The following is a 20,505-nucleotide window of genomic DNA, read 5'->3' on the forward strand; positions in this document are numbered from 1 at the left end:
ATTCTTTATTTAGTGAATTTATTAGATATTATAGGAGGATATTTTCTTGAAAGTAGAAGCTAAGAATAATATTTTAAATGATTTTATAAAATATGTATCTCTAAATGTGTTTAGTATGATAGGACTTTCTTTTTATATACTTGCAGATACATTTTTTATAGCTAATGGGGTAGGAAGTATAGGACTTACAGCTCTTAATATAGTTTTACCATTATGGAGTTTAATAAGTGGTATTGGATTGATGATTGGAGCAGGAGGCGGAATAAAGTATTCTATCCAAAGGGGTAGGAATAATGAAAGTGGAGCTAATAAGGTCTTTACCCACTCTATAGTAATAGGAACAGTAGTAGGTGCAATAATAACTATAGTTGGAGTGTTTTTTTCTTATGATATTGTAAGAATATTAGGTGCAGATAATGAGGTAATACCATTAGCAGGGAAGTATTTAAAAACATTATTATCTTTTTCCTGTGTGTTTATATTAAACAATATATTAACATCATTTATTAGAAATGATGATGAGCCTAACTTAGCTATGATTGCAATGATTGTAGGGAGTTTAAGTAATGTAGTATTAGACTATATTTTTGTTTATCCTCTTGGAATGGGTATGTTTGGAGCAGCTCTTGCAACAGGAGCAACACCTATATTAAGCATATGTATTCTATCACTTCACTTTGTAAGAAAGAAGAATAAATTTAAGCTTATAAAGTGTAAAATTAAATTAGGATATATTAGAAATATTATATCCTTAGGATTACCATCCTTTGTTACTGAGTTTTCATCAGGAATAATTATATTATTATTTAATTTCACTATATTAAATATATCTAACAATACAGGGGTAGCAGCATATGGGATTATTACTAATATAGCATTAATAGTAGTTGCAATATTTACAGGTGTAGCACAAGGAATTCAGCCAATTATAAGTAAGAGTTTTGGAGAAGGTAATACTCATGATATAAAAGTTATATATAGGTATGGATTAATAACAGCTGTAGCGCTTGGACTAAGCTGCTATGCAATATCTTTTGCATTTTCCCAGGAAATAGTAAACTTATTCAACAATGAAGGAGATGTTTTACTTTCATCAATGGCAGTTGAAGGAATGAAAATTTATTTTATAGGATTTATTATAATGGGAATTAATATAGTTACAACATCATTACTAGCATCTATAAGCAAAGCTAAAGAATCTTTTACTATTTCAATATTAAGAGGATTTTTAGCAATAGTACCTTTAATATTAATTCTACCTAGATTTATAGGAATGACTGGTGTTTGGCTTACTATTCCTTTAGCAGAGGCTATTACTATTTTAATTATTATATTTGTTTTTAGAAAAACTATTTTATTGAAGAATTGAAAGAGTAAATAGTAGATGTTAAAATTTACAATATGGGATAAAATAAACATAATAGGAATATGACAAATATATAAATGAAATTGATAGTAGGATTTTATATAATTAAAAAAGAATATATAAGGAGGGGTATATATGGCGATTAAAAGCTGTGAAGATTGCTCAAATAAGTTTACTTATGCTGATTCTTTTAAAGCTGCATGGGGATTAGGGATAGTTCAGTGTGATACTTGCAACACCAAATATATTATGGGAAAAGGGTGGAGACTATTAACATATGTACTACTTATATTGCCATTGATATTACAAGGATTTTTAAAGACTTATTTAAAATCAGCTACACTAGTAGTTATTATGGTTTATTTAGTAACAGTTCTAATAGTAGTTCCACTTCTAACTAGTTTTAATAGAAAATTAAATTAAGAATAAGTATAGATATATTAGTATAAGAAAATTGACTGTAGATTTAGAATAGTCTATAGGTAATTGATTATGGAGGCAAAATGGATAATCTTGAATTTGTAACTGGGGCTAAGGAGTTAATTGATTTAGTAAAGCCATTATGGGAAAAATTAAATAAGCATCATGAGGTTAACTCAATTTATTTTTCTGATAAATATAAAAACAATACTTTTGAAAAAAGAAAAGTTAAGTTTTTAAGTGATAAGACTTCAAAGGTTAAAGTTGATTTAATAAGAGATATAGAGAAAGACATATATGTAGGATATTGTGTTAGTACTGTAGATGTAGACTTAGTTGGAGAAATTGATTCTTTATTTATTGAAAAGGAATATCGTAAGTATGGATTAGGAGACAAGCTGATGCAGAGAGCTATAGAGTGGCTTGATGATAATAAAGTAAAGTCCAAGATTTTAGGGGTAGTAGAGGGAAATGAAAATGTATTAGAATTTTATAAGAGACATGGATTCTACAAAAGAACAATAGTTTTAGAGAGAATTTGATATATGGAAGGCGATTAGATTAATCAAAGGGGATTAGGGATGAATATAGAATTTGGAGAGATTGATAGAAATAATTATAATGAATGTATAGAATTAAAAATAAGTGAGGATCAAAAGATGTTTGTTGCTTCAAATATGTATTCTTTAGTACAAGCAGCCTATGAGCCTAATTTATATCCACTTGGTATCTATAAGGATGATAACATGGTAGGATTTATTTTATATGATTTCGATGATGATATTAATGGATGGTCAATGAGTAGGTTTATGATAGATAAAAAATATCAAAATCAAGGAATTGGAAAGATAGCAGTACAGAAATTTTTAGATTTCTTCGTAGATAAATATGGACATATAGAACTTTATACAAGTGCTGAAGTTGATAATATAATTGCAATTAATTTGTATGAAAAAAGTGGCTTTGAAAAAAGAGAAGCATTTGAGTATGAGGCCTCAGGAGTAAAATATAGAGAAATTAGAATGGTTATTCAACTATAAACAAGTAATTGAATAGATTTTGAAGTATATAGAGAGTTTTATTAAAATATAGTTATCTGCTTATATAAAAAAACAGTAGGTAGTTTTGATATTAAACAAAACTACCTACTGTTTTTATTTAAGATCCTATAAAGGAATCATCAATACATTTTTAGTAATTCTAAAAGAATTACATCCTAAATTGTTAATTATTAATTGCCAATTATTAATTGTACTAGGCTATTTAGTTTTACCTGCAAACTCTAGGTATTCATCGTAGCTCATAGTTCTATCTACAATTGATCCATCTGCTTTTATATCAATTATCCTATTAGCTATAGTTTGAATAAATTGATGGTCATGAGAAGCAAATAAAACAACGCTCTTATAATCTCTTAATCCGTTATTTACAGCAGTGATTGATTCAAGGTCTAAGTGGTTAGTAGGTTGATCTAAAACTAATACATTAGCATTTGTAAGCATCATTCTAGATAACATACATCTAACCTTTTCTCCCCCTGATAATACGCTAGCCTTCTTTAAAGCTTCTTCTCCTGAGAATAACATTCTTCCAAGGAAACCTCTTAAGTAAGATTCAGATTGTTCTTCTACAGTAGTACCTGAATATTGTCTAAGCCAGTCTACTAAGCTTAAATCACTACCATCAAAGAATTCATTATTATCTTTAGGGAAGTAAGCCTTAGTTATAGTAATTCCCCATTTGAATTCTCCTGAATCAGCTTCCATTTCTCCATTTATTATTTTAAATAGAGTTGTTATAGCAATTTCATTATCTCCAACGAAAGCAATCTTATCATCTTTGTTAACTCTAAAGCTAACGTTATCTAAAACCTTAACTCCATCAATAGTCTTAGTTAAGCCTTCAACAGTTAGTATTTCGTTACCAACTTCTCTGTCAGGTTTAAATCCAACGAAAGGATACTTTCTGCTTGAAGGTTGAATATCATCTAAAGTGATTTTATCTAATAACTTCTTACGAGAAGTTGCTTGCTTAGATTTAGAAGCATTAGCACTAAATCTTGCGATAAATTCTTGTAATTCCTTGATTTTTTCTTCTTTCTTCTTGTTTTGATCTTTAGCCATTTGTGATGCTAATTGGCTTGATTCATACCAGAAATCATAGTTACCAACGTATAATTTGATTTTTCCAAAGTCAACGTCAGCCATTACAGTACATACTGTATTTAAGAAGTGTCTATCATGGGATACAACTATAACAGTTCCTTCAAATCTTAAAAGGAAATCTTCTAACCAGTTAATTGATTGTAAATCTAAGTGGTTAGTAGGCTCATCTAGGATTAGTATTCCAGGGTTTCCGAATAAAGCTTGAGCTAAAAGAACCTTAACTTTTTCTCCCCCAACTAATTCTGACATCTTCTTATAGTGCATGTCAGTTCCTATACCTAAACCTTGAAGAAGAGAAGAAGCATCTGATTCAGCTTCCCAACCATTCATATCAGCAAACTCGCCTTCTAATTCAGAAGCTCTTATACCATCTTCATCAGAAAAGTCTGGCTTTGCATATAAAGCATCCTTTTCTTCCATTATTTCATATAATCTCTTATTACCCATTATTACAGTTTGTAAAACTTCATATTCATCATAAGCAAAATGATCTTGCTTTAAAACAGACATTCTTGTATTTGGAGCAATACTAACATCACCTGTATTTGGTTCTATTTCACCAGATAATATTTTTAAGAAGGTACTTTTTCCAGCTCCATTAGCACCTATAACTCCATAACAATTACCAGGAGTGAATTTTATATTTACGTCTTCAAATAACTTACGTCCACCAAATCTTAAACTTACGTTTGATACAGTTATCACTAAAAACCTACCTCATTTCTAAAATTATTCATTTCGTTATTATATCACAAACTAAGTATAATTTCATTTAAAGGTATGATAATATTTAGAAAATTTAATGGAAACTAAGTAAATTATTAAAATTTAGGCTTTTTTGGCATTTGACACTGAGATAATATAATGGTAATATTTATAAAAATGTAGTATTAGGAGAACAGTAATGACAAGAGCAGTTAACTTTAAAAGCAAAAAAGTTAATAAAAATTATTATTATGGCTATTATAGGTAGGTCTTGTATTTATAATTAATTTATAGATGCAGGCCGGTAGTGAAATTAAGGTTTGTATCTATGATGGTTGTAATTATTAGTTATGCTCAAAGTAATTTAGTTAATTGACCACATAGATAAGTCTATGTGGTATTTTTATTTAGATAATTAGCCACATAGTAAGAACTATGTGGTTTTTATTATTTTTACACAAGAAGGAGAGTAGGTTATGAAGAAGAGAGAACACTTCACAAGTAGGGCAGGATTTATAATATCCTGTATAGGAGCAGCAGTAGGACTAGGGAATATATGGATGTTTCCATATAGGCTAGGGCAGAATGGAGGAGCAGTATTTTTAATTCCATACTTCATATTTGTTTTAGTCTTAGGGTCTGTAGGTCTTATCACAGAATTTGCCTTTGGGAGGTCAGCTGAGGCAGGCTCATTAACAGGAATAAAAAATGCATTTGAGAGAAAGAAGTTAAAAGGTGGATTATTAGTAGGGGCTATACCTGCAATAGGATTAGCCGGAGTATTTATGTTTTATAACGTAGTTGTAGGATGGATAATCAAGTACTTTACATTAAGTGCAACTGGAGAATTAAGTAGTATAGATATAAATTCATATTTTGATAACTTTGCTGGAAGTAAGGAAACTATAATATGGAATGTTATTGCTATATTTATTGCACTTATTATTGTTATTGTAGGAATAAATAAGGGAATAGAAAAAGCTAATAAAATAATAATGCCTATGCTTTTTATAATTTTTATATTATTAGCTATTAGGTCTTTAAGTTTACCAGGATCTATTGAAGGAGTTAAATACCTTTTAACACCTAAATGGGAATACTTATTTAAGGTAAATACCTGGGTAATGGCACTTGGACAAGCATTTTTTACTGTTTCCTTAAATGGATGTGGGATGGTTGTTTATGGAAGTTACATTAGGAGAGATATGGATATTCCAAGATCAGCATTAGCCACAGCAATTTTAGATACTATGTCAGCATTACTAGCATCATTTGTAATAATGCCAGCAGTATTTGCTTTTGGATTAGATCCAATGTCAGGACCACCACTATTATTTATAACATTACCAACTATATTTAAATCAATGCCAGCAGGTGGATTAATATCAACATTATTTTTCTTAAGCGTAATTTTTGCAGCTGTAAGTTCATCAATTAATATGTTAGAGGGGCCTGTGGAAGCATTAATGTCTCAAAGTAAGTTAAGTAGAAAGAAGGCAACTATTTTAATATCGATAATATTATTTGTTTTATCTATACCATTAAACTTAAATATGGATTTATTTAATAAATTCTCCGATGTTATTACAATAGTAGTTTCACCATTAGCAGCCTTAATAGTACTTATTGTATTTTACTTTATGAGAGATAAGGAAGAAGTTCTTAATGAAATAAATATGGGTGCTAAAAGAAAAGTAAATAATAAATTTATTATATTTGCTAAATATGGATTTACTTCAATAACTATCTTAGTAATAATTTTAGGGATTATTTATGGTGGAATATAAATAAAAAGATATAGTAGATGGAAATTATAATTTAGTAAAGAATACAGTTTTAAATAAAGGATTCTGATAAAACTCGCTTAGGGTTTTTATCAGAATCTTTTTTAGTATTAAGGAGTTTATATAATTAAAACATCATTGTAATTCACTGATAACTAAGGTTTTAGAAATACTTTTAAAATTTATTTAATATATGTTGACAATTATATCCATAGGATATATAGTTAATTACATAAGTAATGAACCAAATAACAAGGGAGACATATAATATAGTATAAATTTAAAAGGAGGTAGCTATGAATTTAGATTTTTCTAGTGAAATACCTATATATATACAAATAGCTCAATCAATAGAAGATGGAATTTTAAATGGGATATTTAAAGAAGACGAAGTTATTCCATCTACTACTGAAATATCAGTAAAGTTTAAAATTAATCCTGCAACTGTTGCCAAAGGATTTAATTTATTAGTAGATGAAGGAATTATTTATAAAAGAAGAGGTGTTGGAATGTTCGTTTCAAGTGGAAGTAAGGGTAAATTAGTACAGAAGAGAAGAGATAACTTTTATTCAAGTTATATTATTTCACTAATAGAAGAGGCAAGGAAGCTGAATATTTCAACTGAAGATATTATAGAAATGATTAAAAAGGGGGAGTAACTAATGGCATGTATTAAGATATCTAATCTAACAAAGGAATACGGGAAGCATAGGGTTTTAGATAATGTTTCATTAACTATAGAAGAAAATAAGATATATGGTCTTTTAGGGAGAAATGGTGCTGGGAAAACAACTCTACTTAATTTAATTACTAATAGAATTTTTCAGACAGAAGGTACGATTACTATAGATGATGAGAATGTAGTTGAAAATGGAGCAGCTCTTGAAAAAATATATTTTATGACTGAATTAGATTTATATCCAGAAGGTATGAAGGTTAAGGATTTATTTAAATGGACAAAAGAATTTTATAGTAATTTTGATACGGATTATGCTATGAAATTAAGTAAAAAGTTTGGAATTAATATAAATAAAAAATTTAAAGAACTATCAACAGGATATTCATCAATATGTAAAATAATAATTACTTTAGCATCAGGAGCTGAAATATTAATCTTCGATGAGCCTGTTTTAGGTTTAGATGCTAATCATAGGGATATGTTCTATAAGGAGTTAGTGGCTAATTATATTGATGAACCTAAAACAATAATACTTTCAACACATATTATTGAAGAAGTTTCAGAGATATTAGAGAAAGTAATAATAATAAAAGATGGAAAGCTTTTAGGGGATAAGGAAGTAGAGAGTCTACTAGGGGGAGCTTATTTAGTTTCAGGATCATCAGAGAATGTAGGAAAATATATAGCAAATAAGAAATGCATTAATATAGAAACTATAGCTGGATTTAAGGAAGCTACAATTATTGGAGAATTAAGTGAAGAGGATAATAATCAAATAAAGGAACTAGGATTAGAAACATCGAAGGTTGAGCTTCAAAAATTATTTATCCACTTAACTGGAGAGGAGGAAGTTAAATAATGAAAATCAAATCAGTTTTTAAATATAGCCTTACTAATATGGTTAAATCAATAGGTGCTTTCTATGGAATATTTATAAGTGTATGTATATTATTAATTATCCTTGCAAACTCTAGTGGAGGTACTGTTAGCTCATCTGGAGTAGAGTTATCTTCAGCAATATTTATTTTTATAGCAGGATTAAATAGTTTTAAAGAAAATTTTTATTTTATGAAGAGTAATAATGTATCAAGAAGGGATTTTCTATATGGAACTATACTATCAATGATTCCCATAGCATTTGGTATGTCTTTTATAGATGTAATAATTAATAGAATACAAAATATTTTTATATCTAGTCCAACTAATTATGATATGATATATGGGAATATGAGAACATTAGGGATAATGACAGAAGTAAATAAAGGAATATGGGTACAAAATAATAGCATTGAAACCTTATTAAACACCTTCTTATTTCAAGGCGTAGTTTATGCCTTTGCATTTGCACTTGGTTTTGTAATTACAATTTTATATTATAAATCTAATAAATTAACAAAGGTAATAATATCTGTAGCACCAGTAGCTTTAATAGTTCTTTTAAATCTAATTATTGATATATATCCAGGCATATTAAGTGGAGGAATTAAATTTATTCAATTCATATTTGGATGGAATACATTAAATCCTTATGCAGCTATTTTAACCTTTATAATTTCATTTATTAGCTTATCTTTAATTGCAAGACTATTAACTAAAAAGGTTGTTTTAAAGTAATATAGAGTTCAACTTAATATTTTTAATTTAGTATTGGAATTTAAAAATAAACAATTAATTTCTTTCAAAACTCCTTCGGGAGTTTTTTTGTTGATTTTTAACTATTCATTCTTAACTTTTCGTTATGCTACATAACTGATTAGCCCCAATAGTATTAGAGTAATTAACTCAATAATATTGGGGCTAATGTATTTTAATAATAAATTGAAAGCTTTATTTTATAATAAATATAAGAATACACAAATAAAGTGACATAGGCTTCCTAGTATAATAAATATATGGAATATTTCATGGAAACCAAACTTGCCAAGTTGAAGTTTATTAGGTTTAAGACCATAAATAACTCCACCAACAGTATAAAGGACTCCACCTAATACTAGTAAAAATAAACTTACAGGGCTTAAAACTGCTGATAAAGGTTTAATCATAAATATAGCAGCCCAACCCAGGCCTATATAAAGAGCTGTTTGTAACCATCTTGGACAGTCAAACCAAAGCATTCTAAATAGTATGCCAGCTATTGCAATAGATGCTATAGTTGCAAAGAAGATAGTACCTTTAGAGCCTCCAAGTGCAATTAAGCAAAATGGTGCATAAGATCCAGCTATTAATATAAAAATCATTGAATGATCTAATTTTCTAAGTCTATTAATTATCTTATCACTAGTTATAACTCCGTGATATGTTGCAGATACACTATATAATAGAATTAAACTAATTCCAAAGATTACTACAGATACAATTTCTACAGAAGATGCATCGTTAACTACACCTTTAACTAACATTGCAATTAATGCAAAAAGTGAAAGAATGGCACCGGCTAAATGAGTTAAGCTATTTACAGGTTCTCTAAAATACTTTTCCAAAATCAACACCTCTTTACATATAGTTTTGAAAACTACGTCTTATTACTTATATAGTAATAAACCATATTTTAAAAGTCAAAGTTTAAAAATCCTTGAATTTTCTGAAAAATATATATAATTTATGAATTATCTTGAATTATCTAATGATTACGAGTAATATTTAAATATAGATATATTAATAAGTAGTTTATAAAACTACATGGAGGAATTAATGAACAAAAATGAATTAATGGAAAAATTCAAAGAACTGAACTTACAAAATCAATTAACTTTAGATGAAATACCAGAATTAGATTTATATATGGATCAAGTTACTCAATTATTTGATAACAAATTTAATAAATCTAAAAGAACAGACGAAGATAAGGCATTAACAAAAACAATGGTAAATAACTATGCTAAGGGAAAACTACTAATGTCAATAAAAAATAAAAAGTATAGCAAAGAACATTTAATTTTAATGAGCCTTATATATAATTTAAAGGGTGGATTATCAATTGGTGATATAAAAAGTTCATTAGATAAAATAGTTAAAACTTTTGAAGCTGGTGAAGAATATCCAATAAGAGATTTATATAGTTTATATTTAAAACAACATAATGAAGATTTACAAGATGTTGAAAAAACCATAGTAGAAAAATCAGACAATATAGAAAATATGATGGCAAGTGATAAATCAGATGAAGATAATGAATTCCAAAGAAACTTTCTTCTACTATGTTCATTTATAAATATGAGCAATATGTATAGAAAAATGGGAGAAAAGTTAATAGACGAATATTTTAGTAAGTTTTAAGGGGTAGATGAATGAAGAACTCTATTTATTTAAAGGATGAATTAAAAAGAATAGATGGAAGAGGATATAAGGCATATAAGGATATACAAGATAAATATGACTTTAATGATTACATATTAAGCATTGATCATGTTCAAGGAGATCCTTTTGCATCGCCTTCAAGGTTAAGAGTTATTATTAATAAAAGTAAAGCTAAGTTTCCGGAAGAATTACTTAATGAAGAATATAAGAAAGTAGCTGTATCTGACTTTTTAACTAGATTATTTTATACTAATGTTAATAAATTTAGTGAAAAGATTTTTGGATCTGGAAAAAGCGGATTAATATCAATAAGTAGATGCACTCAAGAGATTTTAGAAAGAACTTCAATAGTTATTAATAAAGATAATATAGAAGCAAGGTTTTATGTTGGGTTTCCTGCTAGGGGAAGGACAGTACTAGCTAAGGAATTAGAGAAAATATTATTCAATGTTATTCCTAATATAGTTGCAAATACATTAGTATATGAAAATATTAATAAGGCTAAGATTATAAACAGAATTAAATTAGTTGAAGATCAAGAATATATAAGAACAAAACTTAAAGAAAAAGATTTAATTGCCTTTATAGCAAATGGATCAATACTTCCAAGGGAAAGTGGAGTATCACAAAAACCATTAATATATTCGATACCTTTTAAATCACCTAAGACATTAGAAGTTGAACTTGACTTACCTAATAGGGGATTAGTTAAAGGAATGGGAGTTAAAAAAGGTATAACAGTAATAGTTGGTGGAGGATATCATGGAAAGTCTACACTTTTAAATGCATTAGAACTTGGAGTATATAATCATATTGAAGGTGACGGAAGAGAGTTAGTAATTACTGATAACTCAGCCATGAAAGTAAGAGCAGAAGATGGAAGAAGTATTAAAAATACAGATATATCATTATTTATAGATAATCTTCCTAATGGGAAGGATACTGTAAGCTTCACTACTGAAAATGCTAGTGGAAGTACATCACAAGCTGCTAATATAATAGAAGCTATTGAAGCTAAATCTAAAACTTTATTAATTGATGAAGATACATCAGCAACTAATTTTATGATTAGAGATGATTTAATGCAAAAATTAGTATCTAAAGAAAAGGAACCAATAACACCATTTATTGAAATAGTAAAACCTTTATATAGTCAAAAAGATATATCAACTATTTTAGTAATAGGTAGCTCTGGAGATTACTTTGATGTAGCAGATTATGTTATTCAAATGGATAATTATGAAGTTAAAGATGTTACAAAAGAAGCAAAGTCCCTTATGAGAGGTGAAATAAATAAGAGAATTAAAGAAAAGAATATTTTAATAGATATAAACCTTGATAGAAGACTTCAAAAAGGAACTATAGAAAGTACATATAAGGGCGTAAAAATCAAGACTATGGGAGTAAGCAGCATCAATATAAATAATGAAAATATTGACTTACGAGCAGTTGAGCAAATAGTAGATAATGAACAATTAAATGCTATAGGATCAATTATGAAGTGGATAGAAGATAATATGATGATTAAAAACTTATCTTTAGAAGAAGCAGTAAATAAAGCCTATGATGAGATAAATAAAACAGGGTTAATTTCCATAGATAAGACTAAGGGTGGAAATGGAAGTATGTCATTGCCTAGAAAGCAAGAAGTTATGGCAACTTACAATAGATATAGAAATTTAAAGGTAAAGTAGTAAAATATACTAATTATTTGATATAATATAATTAACTAATATGACAATGTTTATTTTAATATAGGCATTGTTTTATTTTTGTGTAAATTTATTTTAGGAGTAGAAAAATGGATATAATGAATAAGTTTAATAAAGCTATAGACTTATTAAAAACAAAATACTTAATGAGGTTTAAACAAAAAACTTTTGTAGGTAATAATTATAAGATTAATTATCTATTAGAGAAAAATAGTAAATCAAATGATTTACTTATAGTATTTTCAGCTTGTACTAAGCTAGGACAAAAGGCAAGATACAACTATATAAGGACTTTAGATGAATTTAAGTGCAATAAGTTATTTATTTTAGATGACTTTGGTTTTGATGGAAGAGGTGCTTATTACCTAGGAAAAGATAAGGACTTTAAAATTGAAGAAGATGTGAGAGCTTTAATAAAAAAGATAGGAGAAGAAGTAAACCCTAAGAATGAAATATATATTGGTTCAAGTAAAGGGGGATACTCAGCCCTATACTTTGGATTAGAAAGAAAAAATAGCCATATAATAACGGGAGCTCCTCAATATAATCTTGGTGATTACTTAAACCTACCTAATCATCAAAATATAATGAAATATATTATGGGAGATTGTAGTGATGAATCTATAAATAAGCTTAATAACTTAATGAAGGACAAACTTATTTCAAATAAAGATAATAATAACTCTATATACATTCATTACTCAACAGAGGAAGAAACTTATGACTCAGATATTAAGCCTTTATTAGACCAAATGAAAAATATCAATTTAAAAGTTAACCATGATAAAAGGGAGTATAGCAGTCATGCAGAGTTAACTTTATTTTTCCCTGGCTATATTAAAAGTATGGTAAATAAGATAATAGAAAGATAGAAAAAAATAAATACATAAGATAAGGAAAAAACAAATGAATATAACAAAAGAAATAAAAGGTAGAAATTTAAACATAGATATGCTAAGAGTTATATGTTCAATAGCAATAGTTGTAATGCATGTAATAGATTTTTATGTACTAAGCTATAATGAAGTTGGAGAAGTTTTTTGGACATTTATAAATATACTTGAATCCTTTATTAGATTTGCTTTACCAATCTTTTTTATGATTAGTGGAGCACTTTTAATAAAGAATTTTAAAGAAAGTGCAATGACATTTTATAAGAAGAGATTAGTTAAAATAGTTGTTCCTTATATATTAAGCTCAATAGTATATTCAATAGGTAATCAAATATTAAAAACAGGTGGAATAGCTTTAGAAACTGTAGTAAGAGATATTATAGAATTTGAGGCTCATTATCATTTATGGTTCTTTAGGCCACTAATAATTATGTATATATTAGTTCCAGTAATTAGAAAGATAATCTCATATATAGAAACTAATAATAAAATATATATAATCAATTGGTATTTAGCTATATGGACAGTATTAGGAATAATAATTCCAACTATAGTTAATATATATAATCGTACTGGTATTATATATGGTATAGAATCAATTAATTATATGGGATATTTTATACTTGGTTACGCTATAAGCAATTATTATAAAGATTTATTAAAGAATAAAGAGAAATTATTTGTATTTACATATGTTATTGCAGTAATAGCAACTATTATAGCAAATAACTTCTATTTAAATAGAGTTATAGGAGTATTTAATAATTACTTTATACATCCTATGACATTTAATATTTATATACAAGCAGTTAGTATTTTTACTTACTTTAACTTAAAGACAATAAGGTTAAGTGAGAAAGTAATGACAGTAGTACAAGTTGTAGGGGTTAGTAGTATTTACATTTATATATTGCATCCACTACTTATATTAATAGTAAGAGATGTATTTAATATAGATTTCTTTACAGGGAACTTATATTTTAAAAGTATTTTAGTTACTCTAGTGGTTTGTATATTAACTGTAATAGCATCCATAATATCAGCTAAAGTATTTAATTTCTTTACTAAAAAATTAATATAATATATATGTTTCAATGATTAATCTACATTTTGATGACTTATGTTATTTTAAGTGAAAAATAATCTGAAATTAAATTAAATTAATTGAAAGCATCGATATTTTGATTTTTATATAAGTTGATTGGGTAATTACATAACTAAAATATTTTATATATGAACTAACTTGATAAAAGGTAAAAAAATATTGCAACTTATATACATATAGATTTCTTATGAATTATCATATTATATCTCCAGCAAGAAAATTAAGTGGGTATAATATGATAATTCATTTTTTTACATAAAATCTAATTCTTCAGCTATTTCCTCGTTAACATAGAGATTTTGTCTTATAGGATTCCCATTAATATATTTCCATATTTTAATCTTTTTTGGAGTAACCTTATAGACAACTTGACCATCAAGAAGCCCATAAGCATTGAAGGAACTTAAATGTACTGATTTATAAAGCTCCATTAATTCTTTATTTTTTTCGTCCTTCCAATCTCCAATTTCTTCTGCTACCCCTTCAATAGATATGTTATTAAAACATAAGGCAACGTTATTGTTTTTATTAATTTGATTATGCTTAATGTAGCACTTATTTGTTTGGAAATATATATTTAGTCCCTTATTTATGATACTCATGGATCTAGATGATACATTTCCGTCTGAGGCTGTAGATAATACCCAAGTTCTATTATTTTCTAAGTTGAAAATAACTTCATTTTTTAATTTCTCAAAATCAATTCTCATAAAATCTCCCCCTTATTTTATACTTATATTATAACAATTTTTAACATTATTACATATAAGATATAAAACTATTGTCATTTAAATATTAGGTAAAGAGACTTATATCTCATTAAAGAAATTATATCTAATTAGATTAAGTAATAATTCTAGTTATAAAAGGTTAAGTATTGAGAAGATAAGATTAAGAAGATAAAAATTTGCTTTAATATAAAAAATAGTAGATAGAAGCTGTAGTAAAAAAGTGATAATTCTTCATTTTTTATCACTAATTGTGCTACAGAAGCTTGTCTACTATTTTTGGTTTCTAATTTAGAATTTTAATTATATCCATTAAATTTGAAATTTCGTAGGTAGGTTTAATTGATGTTGAGTTCTTAACTTTATTTAGGTTTACCCAGCAAGTATCGATCTCAAAATTGATTCCACCTTTTATATCTGAAGTTAAGCTATCGCCTATCATTAAAACTTTACTCTTATCATTAAAGTTTAATCTATTTAGAGCAATTTCAAATATTTCAGGATTAGGTTTTGATACTTGAACTTCTTCAGAAATAACCATTGTCTCAAAATATTCAGCTATTATAGATTGTCCTATTCTTTTAGACTGTACGTCTTTAAGACCATTTGTAACAATAGCTAACCTATAAGTTCTACTTAATTCTTTTATTAATTCAATGCTATCTTTATATAAGAAAGAAGTATTAGCTAGATGTCTTATATATGCATTAGAGAACTCTTCTGGATCAAAAGGGGTATTTAACTTTTCAGATAATCTTTTGAATCTTTCAACCTTTAGTTTCTTTTGTGTTATTAATCCTTGTTCAAATTCTAACCATATATTTTTATTTATTTCTTCATAAACTTTTAAATGATAGTTTTCATCATAATCCATATTAAATTCACGAATACTGTTTTCAAAAGCTTGTTTTTCAGATTTTTTAAAATCAAATAATGTTTCATCTGCATCAAATAATATAACTTCGTATTTCATATATAGCCTCCATATGTATAGTCTTATTGACATAATTATACATCAAAAAGATTGTATATGTTATAAAAATTGAAAATTTAGAATTAAATTAAACTATAGGATAATTAATACAGATTGAAAGTAAAAAACCTTAGTAACATAGGCACTAAGGTTTTTATTTATGATATAAATCATATCATAAAATATAAATTTGATATTTAATTTATATTTATAGACTTATTTTCATAAACAATAAATATTATATTTTATAATGTTTTTAATAAAGCTTTCATTTCAGTTACACCCTTGCTTTGTGTAGTTATTATATTTTCAGCTAACTTTTTAAGCTCTGGATCTTTAGTAAATTTTAAGATATCTTTTGCCATACCAATAGCACCCTCATGGTGATATATCATTTGTTGAAGGAAGTTAGCATCAACATTATCTGTAACTCTTACACCTTGCATTTCTTTAAACATCTTATCCTTTATGGAATTGTATGTTTTAAGATATTTTTCTGAATCCTTCTTATCTGAAAGAGGTTCTTTTTCAAATTTAGTTTTTAATTCCTGCATAATTGGAATTTGAGCTTCTTGTGATTTAATGATATTTTCAGCTATTTTCTTAACATTTGGATTAGAGCCGTATTTAACGATTGCCTTCGCCATATTTATACCGCCCTCATGATGAGGTATCATTTCTAATACAAAATCTAAATTTACATTTCCAGTATTAGGTGCAGCATTCATTTCTTTCATCATATTATTAAATATAATAGTATATTCTTCATTATATCCTTTTTCTGCTTTAGCAAGTGTAGAAATATTAACATTAGCAGATACAGGCTGAGTAGGTAAAATCAATTTTGTATTTGTAAGTGGTGCTAATATTAATAGTGTTAAAAGTAGTTTTTTCATAATTGCCCTCCTAAAATGTATTTCTAGCTTAGTATTTCATAAAAGAAAATATATATACTTAAGATAAATATATATACATAAAATGTGAAAACTTAATTACAACTTATATATTATCTTTATCCTTCTAGATTTTAATTATCCAATAAGTTAATTTAGCTGAGAAAATTTAAGGTATTTAAAATATATAAATATTTGAATTTAATACAAATATAAAATGTATGATATAATTTAAATTATTTTAAAAATATGTAATATGAAGTTATTAATTGATATAATATTTATAGTTTAAACTTGAGAGGTGAAGATATGAGAGAGCTGAAGGGGATAGAAGAAAGAATCTTAGATAGGGCATTATACCTTTTTGGTAAGAATGGAACTACTAATGTTCCAATTAGGACTATAGTAAAAGAGGCTGGAGTAAATGTAAGTGCAATAAACTATTATTTCGGCAGTAAAGATAGGATGATAAAATACATAAAAGAGTTTTATTTAGAGAATATAACTCAAGCTTATGCACCACTTTATGATGAGAATCTTAGTGATATGGATAAGTTAGTTAAATGTGCTAATGAGATAATAGAGTACTGCTTAAGATATCCTGGGGTTTTAGTTATGAATGAAGAAGCTTCTGCTAAAATAGATAAGGATGAAATTGATATACAGATAATTGAGAAGTCAAAGGAAGAAAATAAAAATTTATATTTTGCTTTAAGAAAAGTTTTAAATTGTAGTGATGAGGAATTTATTTATAAGAGAATAATATTTATTTCTTCAATTACATATCCAGCGACTAATGAAGATAATCAATATGACAAAGAAGTTATAAGCACTGAGGAAAAAAGAATTAATTATGTTACCAATTTAATTAGATTATTAAAAGAAAACAAATAAGTTATAAAAATACTTCTTGAAATTTAGGAGTATTTTATTTTTTTTGCTAAAATTAAAACAAAATGTTTTAAACATATTGATTTATTTTTAACAAAGAAATATAATATATGTAGGGGAAAAATTAAAATAATAAAAATTTTGGAGGTAGCAAAATGGCTTTTGAGAATGTTTTTAGCCCTATCAAGATTAGGGGAATGGAAATGAAGAATAGAGTTATATTCCCAGCTATGGGAACTAAGATGGCTGGAGATGATAAGATGGTGACAGACCAACTTATTAATTATCATGCAGCTAGAGCTATTGGTGGAAACGGTTTAAATTTTACTGAAGTTTGTTCGGTTTATGACAAAGCTTCACCTAAAACTTTCCTGGCAATTTCTGATGATAAATATATACCAGGTTTGAAAAGGTTAACAGATGCAATTCATGCAGGTGGTGCAATGGCTGGAGTTCAATTATGGCTTGGTGGTTCAGCAGTATTATTTGGAGATCCAACATCAATGGTAGTAACTCCAAGTGATTTTAAAGTTCAAGATAATTATGTAATTCCTGGAGCAAGTAAAGAAGTTATTACTGAGGCTATTAAGGCTTTTGGAGATGCAGCTAGACGTGCAGTTGAAGCTGGATTTGATGCTTTAGAGTTCCATGCAGGACATAATTACACACCACATTCATTCCTAAGCAAAGCTTTTAATAAGAGAACTGATGAGTATGGTGGAAGTTTAGAAAATCGTGCTAGATTCTTATTAGAATGTATAAGATCAATTAGGGCTAACGTACCAGAGGACATGCCACTATTTATGAGAGTAGATGCTTTTGATGACGATCTAGAAGATGGTCTTACTATAGAAGATACTATTCAATTCTGTAAATGGGCAAAGGAAGCTGGTGTAGATGCATTAGATGTATCTCGTGGAAACTTCTCAAGTGCAGCAATAAAATATGAAGTACCTCCAGTAGATTTACCAAGAGGTTTTAATGTAGATAATGCAGCAAGAATTAAAGAAGAAACAGGAATGCTCACTGTTGCTGTTGGAAGAATTAATGATCCAGCACAAGCAGATGAAATAATAAAAAGTGGTAAAGCTGATATGGTAGTAATAGGTAGAGCACAATTAGCTGATCCAGAGTTTTGTAATAAATCAATGAATGGAAAAGTTGAAGACATAATACGTTGTGTAGGATGTAATCAAGGATGTTATGATGGATTCTCATCACCAGAAGTACCATTCATAACTTGTTTAAGAAATCCAGCATTAGGAAGAGAAGCAGAATTTACTTTAAATAAAACAGAAAATCCTAAAAAGGTGTTAGTAGTTGGGGGTGGAGTTGCAGGACTTCAAGCAGCTATGGAATTAAAGGATAGAGGACATAATCCGATATTATGTGAAGCTTCAAGCTCTCTAGGAGGGCAATTTATTTTAGCTGGAGCAGCTCCAAGAAAAGAAGAAATGAAAGAAGCTGCTATATCTATGGGAGATATAGCTAAGAGAAAAGCAGTAGAGATCAGACTTGAAACTCCTGTTACACCTGAAGTAATTAAAGAAATAAATCCAGATGAAGTAATAATAGCAACTGGAGCAGAACCTATGAAATTAAGAGTGCCAGGAGCAGATTTACCTCATGTAACGAATTCTCACGATATACTTGCAGGAAATTCAATGGTAACAGGTGAAGTTGTTGTTATTGGTGGCGGATTAGTTGGATTAGAAGTTGCTGAGTATTTATCAGGAAATGTAAATAAGATAACAGTAGTTGAAATGCTTAGTGAAGTAGCTAAAGATCTAGGTCAATTAAGAAAAATCTGTGTTATGGAAAGCTTATATCATGAAGGAATTAAGACTATAACAGATGCTAAATGTACTGAAATAAAAGAAAAATCAATAGTAATAGAAAAAGATGGTGAGCTTCAAGAATTACCTTGTGATTCAGTAGTAGTTGCAATAGGTGCAAGATCTCGTGACTTTACTGACCTTTCTAATTACTGTGAAGATAAGAATATTCCTTGTCATGTAATTGGTGACGCAGTAAGAGCTCGTAGAGCATTAAACTGTATTGAAGAAGCTGTGAATGTAGCTAGGGAAATTTAAGCTATAATTAATCTTAATAATATAAATTTAAAAGCTGTATATGTCTATCATAAGGATAAACATATACAGCTTTTTTAGTAAATAAATTATATTATTTCTTTGAATTAAGATATAATAGTTGTATTGTAATAGATTATAGGATAGAGGGATGATACATGGCCAGTAATTATAAGGTACAAAAGCCTAAGTTTTTAGAGGAATTAGAAGAAGTCATAGATATATATGATGAAATATTAGATAGTGATAAGCTACAGAATAAAATAATTGAAAATGAGACTATAGAAGGTTTAGTTAATAAGGGGACTACAATAGATTCTTGTGTATTTAAAAATATTGTTTTTAAAGGGACTTCCCTTAGAAACGTAGACTTATTAGATACAAGGTTTGAAAATTGTGATCTTTCTAATATTGATTTAGGTGATGGAAGTATCCATAGGGTAGAATTTATAAATTGTAAGTTACTAGGAGCAAGGTTAGATGAATGTAATATTAGAGATGTAAGGTTTAGTAATTGCCTTGGTAAATATATTAATTTATCATACTCTAAGATGAAAAATGTTATTATTGATGAATGTGATTTTACAGAAGGTACTTTTCAGCAAGTAAAATTAGATAAGGTTAACTTTAATAAGTCTAATTTGATTAATTCATTTTTTAACAAAACATCTCTAAATAAAATAGATTTAACAACCTGTGATATTAATGGAATAGATATTGAGATAAGTGATTTATCAGGAGCTGTTGTAAATAGTATGCAAGGACTAGATTTAACAAGATTATTAAATATCGTAATTAAGTAAT

20 protein-coding genes are annotated in these 20,505 nt (G+C 27.5%); 15 read left to right on the forward strand and 5 right to left on the reverse strand.

Going from position 1 to position 20,505, the window contains the following annotated elements:
- Nucleotides 1–46: 46 nt before the first annotated feature.
- The 4 genes from E5347_RS15105 to E5347_RS15120 all read left to right on the forward strand — a co-directional run bounded on the left by E5347_RS15105 (nt 47) and on the right by E5347_RS15120 (nt 2,826).
- On the forward strand, nt 47–1,369 hold the full coding sequence (locus E5347_RS15105; protein WP_243109798.1) for an MATE family efflux transporter: 1,323 nt from the start codon (nt 47–49) through the stop codon (nt 1,367–1,369).
- Nucleotides 1,370–1,501: 132 nt separating this feature from the next.
- Nucleotides 1,502–1,789 carry a TIGR04104 family putative zinc finger protein gene (locus tag E5347_RS15110; protein WP_136008058.1) on the forward strand — a complete coding sequence of 96 codons (288 nt, stop codon included), beginning with the start codon at nt 1,502–1,504 and terminating at the stop codon, nt 1,787–1,789.
- Nucleotides 1,790–1,869: 80 nt separating this feature from the next.
- The gene (locus tag E5347_RS15115; protein ID WP_136008059.1) at nt 1,870–2,328 is read left to right on the forward strand and encodes a GNAT family N-acetyltransferase; all 459 of its coding nucleotides are present in this window, start codon (nt 1,870–1,872) and stop codon (nt 2,326–2,328) included.
- Between the two features lie 39 nt (nt 2,329–2,367).
- Nucleotides 2,368–2,826, forward strand: coding sequence for a GNAT family N-acetyltransferase (locus tag E5347_RS15120; protein ID WP_136008060.1), 459 nt, complete (start codon nt 2,368–2,370; stop codon nt 2,824–2,826).
- A 219-nt stretch (nt 2,827–3,045) separates the two neighbouring features.
- On the opposite strand, the gene E5347_RS15125 is transcribed toward E5347_RS15120, so the two are convergent.
- Complete coding sequence (locus E5347_RS15125) at nt 3,046–4,656, reverse strand: ABC-F family ATP-binding cassette domain-containing protein (protein ID WP_136008061.1); 1,611 nt, start codon at nt 4,654–4,656, stop codon at nt 3,046–3,048.
- A gap of 476 nt (nt 4,657–5,132) precedes the next feature.
- Between E5347_RS15125 and E5347_RS15130 the strand changes: the two genes are divergently transcribed.
- From E5347_RS15130 to E5347_RS15145, 4 genes are all read left to right on the forward strand, one after another.
- A complete protein-coding gene (locus E5347_RS15130; protein ID WP_136008062.1) occupies nt 5,133–6,443 on the forward strand; it encodes a sodium-dependent transporter in 1,311 nt (436 codons plus the stop codon).
- Nucleotides 6,444–6,736: 293 nt separating this feature from the next.
- Nucleotides 6,737–7,099, forward strand: coding sequence for a GntR family transcriptional regulator (locus E5347_RS15135; RefSeq protein ID WP_136008063.1), 363 nt, complete (start codon nt 6,737–6,739; stop codon nt 7,097–7,099).
- Nucleotides 7,100–7,102: 3 nt separating this feature from the next.
- Nucleotides 7,103–7,978, forward strand: coding sequence for an ABC transporter ATP-binding protein (locus tag E5347_RS15140; protein ID WP_136008064.1), 876 nt, complete (start codon nt 7,103–7,105; stop codon nt 7,976–7,978).
- Nucleotides 7,978–8,733: a hypothetical protein gene (locus tag E5347_RS15145; RefSeq protein WP_136008065.1), complete on the forward strand. Its 756-nt coding sequence runs from the start codon at nt 7,978–7,980 to the stop codon at nt 8,731–8,733. Before E5347_RS15140 ends, E5347_RS15145 begins: the two co-directional genes overlap by 1 nt.
- 218 nt (nt 8,734–8,951) lie before the next feature.
- Here E5347_RS15145 and trhA read toward each other — a convergent pair whose 3' ends face one another.
- Nucleotides 8,952–9,599 carry a PAQR family membrane homeostasis protein TrhA gene (gene trhA, locus E5347_RS15150; protein ID WP_136008066.1) on the reverse strand — a complete coding sequence of 216 codons (648 nt, stop codon included), beginning with the start codon at nt 9,597–9,599 and terminating at the stop codon, nt 8,952–8,954.
- A gap of 211 nt (nt 9,600–9,810) precedes the next feature.
- Between trhA and E5347_RS15155 the strand changes: the two genes are divergently transcribed.
- The 4 genes from E5347_RS15155 (at nt 9,811) to E5347_RS15170 (ending at nt 14,102) form a co-directional block, all read left to right on the forward strand.
- A complete protein-coding gene (locus tag E5347_RS15155) occupies nt 9,811–10,395 on the forward strand; it encodes a DUF1836 domain-containing protein (protein ID WP_136008067.1) in 585 nt (194 codons plus the stop codon).
- A gap of 11 nt (nt 10,396–10,406) precedes the next feature.
- Nucleotides 10,407–12,110, forward strand: a complete 1,704-nt coding sequence (locus E5347_RS15160) for an ABC-ATPase domain-containing protein (protein WP_136008068.1) — start codon at nt 10,407–10,409, stop codon at nt 12,108–12,110.
- Nucleotides 12,111–12,217: 107 nt separating this feature from the next.
- A complete protein-coding gene (locus E5347_RS15165) occupies nt 12,218–13,000 on the forward strand; it encodes an accessory Sec system protein Asp2 (protein ID WP_136008069.1) in 783 nt (260 codons plus the stop codon).
- A 34-nt stretch (nt 13,001–13,034) separates the two neighbouring features.
- Complete coding sequence (locus E5347_RS15170; RefSeq protein ID WP_136008070.1) at nt 13,035–14,102, forward strand: acyltransferase; 1,068 nt, start codon at nt 13,035–13,037, stop codon at nt 14,100–14,102.
- Nucleotides 14,103–14,377: 275 nt separating this feature from the next.
- Here E5347_RS15170 and E5347_RS15175 read toward each other — a convergent pair whose 3' ends face one another.
- The 3 genes from E5347_RS15175 to E5347_RS15185 all read right to left on the reverse strand — a co-directional run bounded on the left by E5347_RS15175 (nt 14,378) and on the right by E5347_RS15185 (nt 16,723).
- Nucleotides 14,378–14,836: a pyridoxamine 5'-phosphate oxidase family protein gene (locus E5347_RS15175; protein ID WP_136008071.1), complete on the reverse strand. Its 459-nt coding sequence runs from the start codon at nt 14,834–14,836 to the stop codon at nt 14,378–14,380.
- 304 nt (nt 14,837–15,140) lie between these two features.
- A complete protein-coding gene (locus E5347_RS15180) occupies nt 15,141–15,827 on the reverse strand; it encodes a YjjG family noncanonical pyrimidine nucleotidase (protein WP_136008072.1) in 687 nt (228 codons plus the stop codon).
- A gap of 245 nt (nt 15,828–16,072) precedes the next feature.
- Nucleotides 16,073–16,723, reverse strand: coding sequence for a DUF305 domain-containing protein (locus E5347_RS15185; RefSeq protein ID WP_136008073.1), 651 nt, complete (start codon nt 16,721–16,723; stop codon nt 16,073–16,075).
- A gap of 306 nt (nt 16,724–17,029) precedes the next feature.
- On the opposite strand from E5347_RS15185, the gene E5347_RS15190 reads away from it, so the two are divergent.
- From E5347_RS15190 to E5347_RS15200, 3 genes are all read left to right on the forward strand, one after another.
- Nucleotides 17,030–17,614, forward strand: a complete 585-nt coding sequence (locus tag E5347_RS15190) for a TetR/AcrR family transcriptional regulator (protein WP_136008074.1) — start codon at nt 17,030–17,032, stop codon at nt 17,612–17,614.
- A 152-nt stretch (nt 17,615–17,766) separates the two neighbouring features.
- On the forward strand, nt 17,767–19,704 hold the full coding sequence (locus E5347_RS15195; protein ID WP_136008075.1) for an FAD-dependent oxidoreductase: 1,938 nt from the start codon (nt 17,767–17,769) through the stop codon (nt 19,702–19,704).
- 155 nt (nt 19,705–19,859) lie between these two features.
- Nucleotides 19,860–20,504, forward strand: a complete 645-nt coding sequence (locus E5347_RS15200; RefSeq protein WP_136008076.1) for a pentapeptide repeat-containing protein — start codon at nt 19,860–19,862, stop codon at nt 20,502–20,504.
- The last annotated feature ends 1 nt before the right edge of the window (nt 20,505 follow it).

Origin of the sequence: Clostridium sartagoforme, assembly GCF_004794105.1 — a bacterium.
In the GTDB taxonomy this organism is placed as follows: domain Bacteria; phylum Bacillota; class Clostridia; order Clostridiales; family Clostridiaceae; genus Clostridium; species Clostridium sartagoforme_B.

Bases quoted from the DNA above. Each gene is read 5' to 3' on its own strand.
- E5347_RS15110 (WP_136008058.1), top strand. From the start codon at position 1,502: ATGGCGATTAAAAGCTGTGAAGATTGCTCAAATAAGTTTACTTATGCT.
- E5347_RS15115 (WP_136008059.1), top strand. From the start codon at position 1,870: ATGGATAATCTTGAATTTGTAACTGGGGCTAAGGAGTTAATTGATTTA.
- E5347_RS15120 (WP_136008060.1), top strand. From the start codon at position 2,368: ATGAATATAGAATTTGGAGAGATTGATAGAAATAATTATAATGAATGT.
- E5347_RS15130 (WP_136008062.1), top strand. From the start codon at position 5,133: ATGAAGAAGAGAGAACACTTCACAAGTAGGGCAGGATTTATAATATCC.
- E5347_RS15135 (WP_136008063.1), top strand. From the start codon at position 6,737: ATGAATTTAGATTTTTCTAGTGAAATACCTATATATATACAAATAGCT.
- E5347_RS15140 (WP_136008064.1), top strand. From the start codon at position 7,103: ATGGCATGTATTAAGATATCTAATCTAACAAAGGAATACGGGAAGCAT.
- E5347_RS15145 (WP_136008065.1), top strand. From the start codon at position 7,978: ATGAAAATCAAATCAGTTTTTAAATATAGCCTTACTAATATGGTTAAA.
- E5347_RS15155 (WP_136008067.1), top strand. From the start codon at position 9,811: ATGAACAAAAATGAATTAATGGAAAAATTCAAAGAACTGAACTTACAA.
- E5347_RS15160 (WP_136008068.1), top strand. From the start codon at position 10,407: ATGAAGAACTCTATTTATTTAAAGGATGAATTAAAAAGAATAGATGGA.
- E5347_RS15165 (WP_136008069.1), top strand. From the start codon at position 12,218: ATGGATATAATGAATAAGTTTAATAAAGCTATAGACTTATTAAAAACA.
- E5347_RS15170 (WP_136008070.1), top strand. From the start codon at position 13,035: ATGAATATAACAAAAGAAATAAAAGGTAGAAATTTAAACATAGATATG.
- E5347_RS15175 (WP_136008071.1), bottom strand. From the start codon at position 14,836: ATGAGAATTGATTTTGAGAAATTAAAAAATGAAGTTATTTTCAACTTA.
- E5347_RS15180 (WP_136008072.1), bottom strand. From the start codon at position 15,827: ATGAAATACGAAGTTATATTATTTGATGCAGATGAAACATTATTTGAT.
- E5347_RS15185 (WP_136008073.1), bottom strand. From the start codon at position 16,723: ATGAAAAAACTACTTTTAACACTATTAATATTAGCACCACTTACAAAT.
- E5347_RS15190 (WP_136008074.1), top strand. From the start codon at position 17,030: ATGAGAGAGCTGAAGGGGATAGAAGAAAGAATCTTAGATAGGGCATTA.
- E5347_RS15195 (WP_136008075.1), top strand. From the start codon at position 17,767: ATGGCTTTTGAGAATGTTTTTAGCCCTATCAAGATTAGGGGAATGGAA.
- E5347_RS15200 (WP_136008076.1), top strand. From the start codon at position 19,860: ATGGCCAGTAATTATAAGGTACAAAAGCCTAAGTTTTTAGAGGAATTA.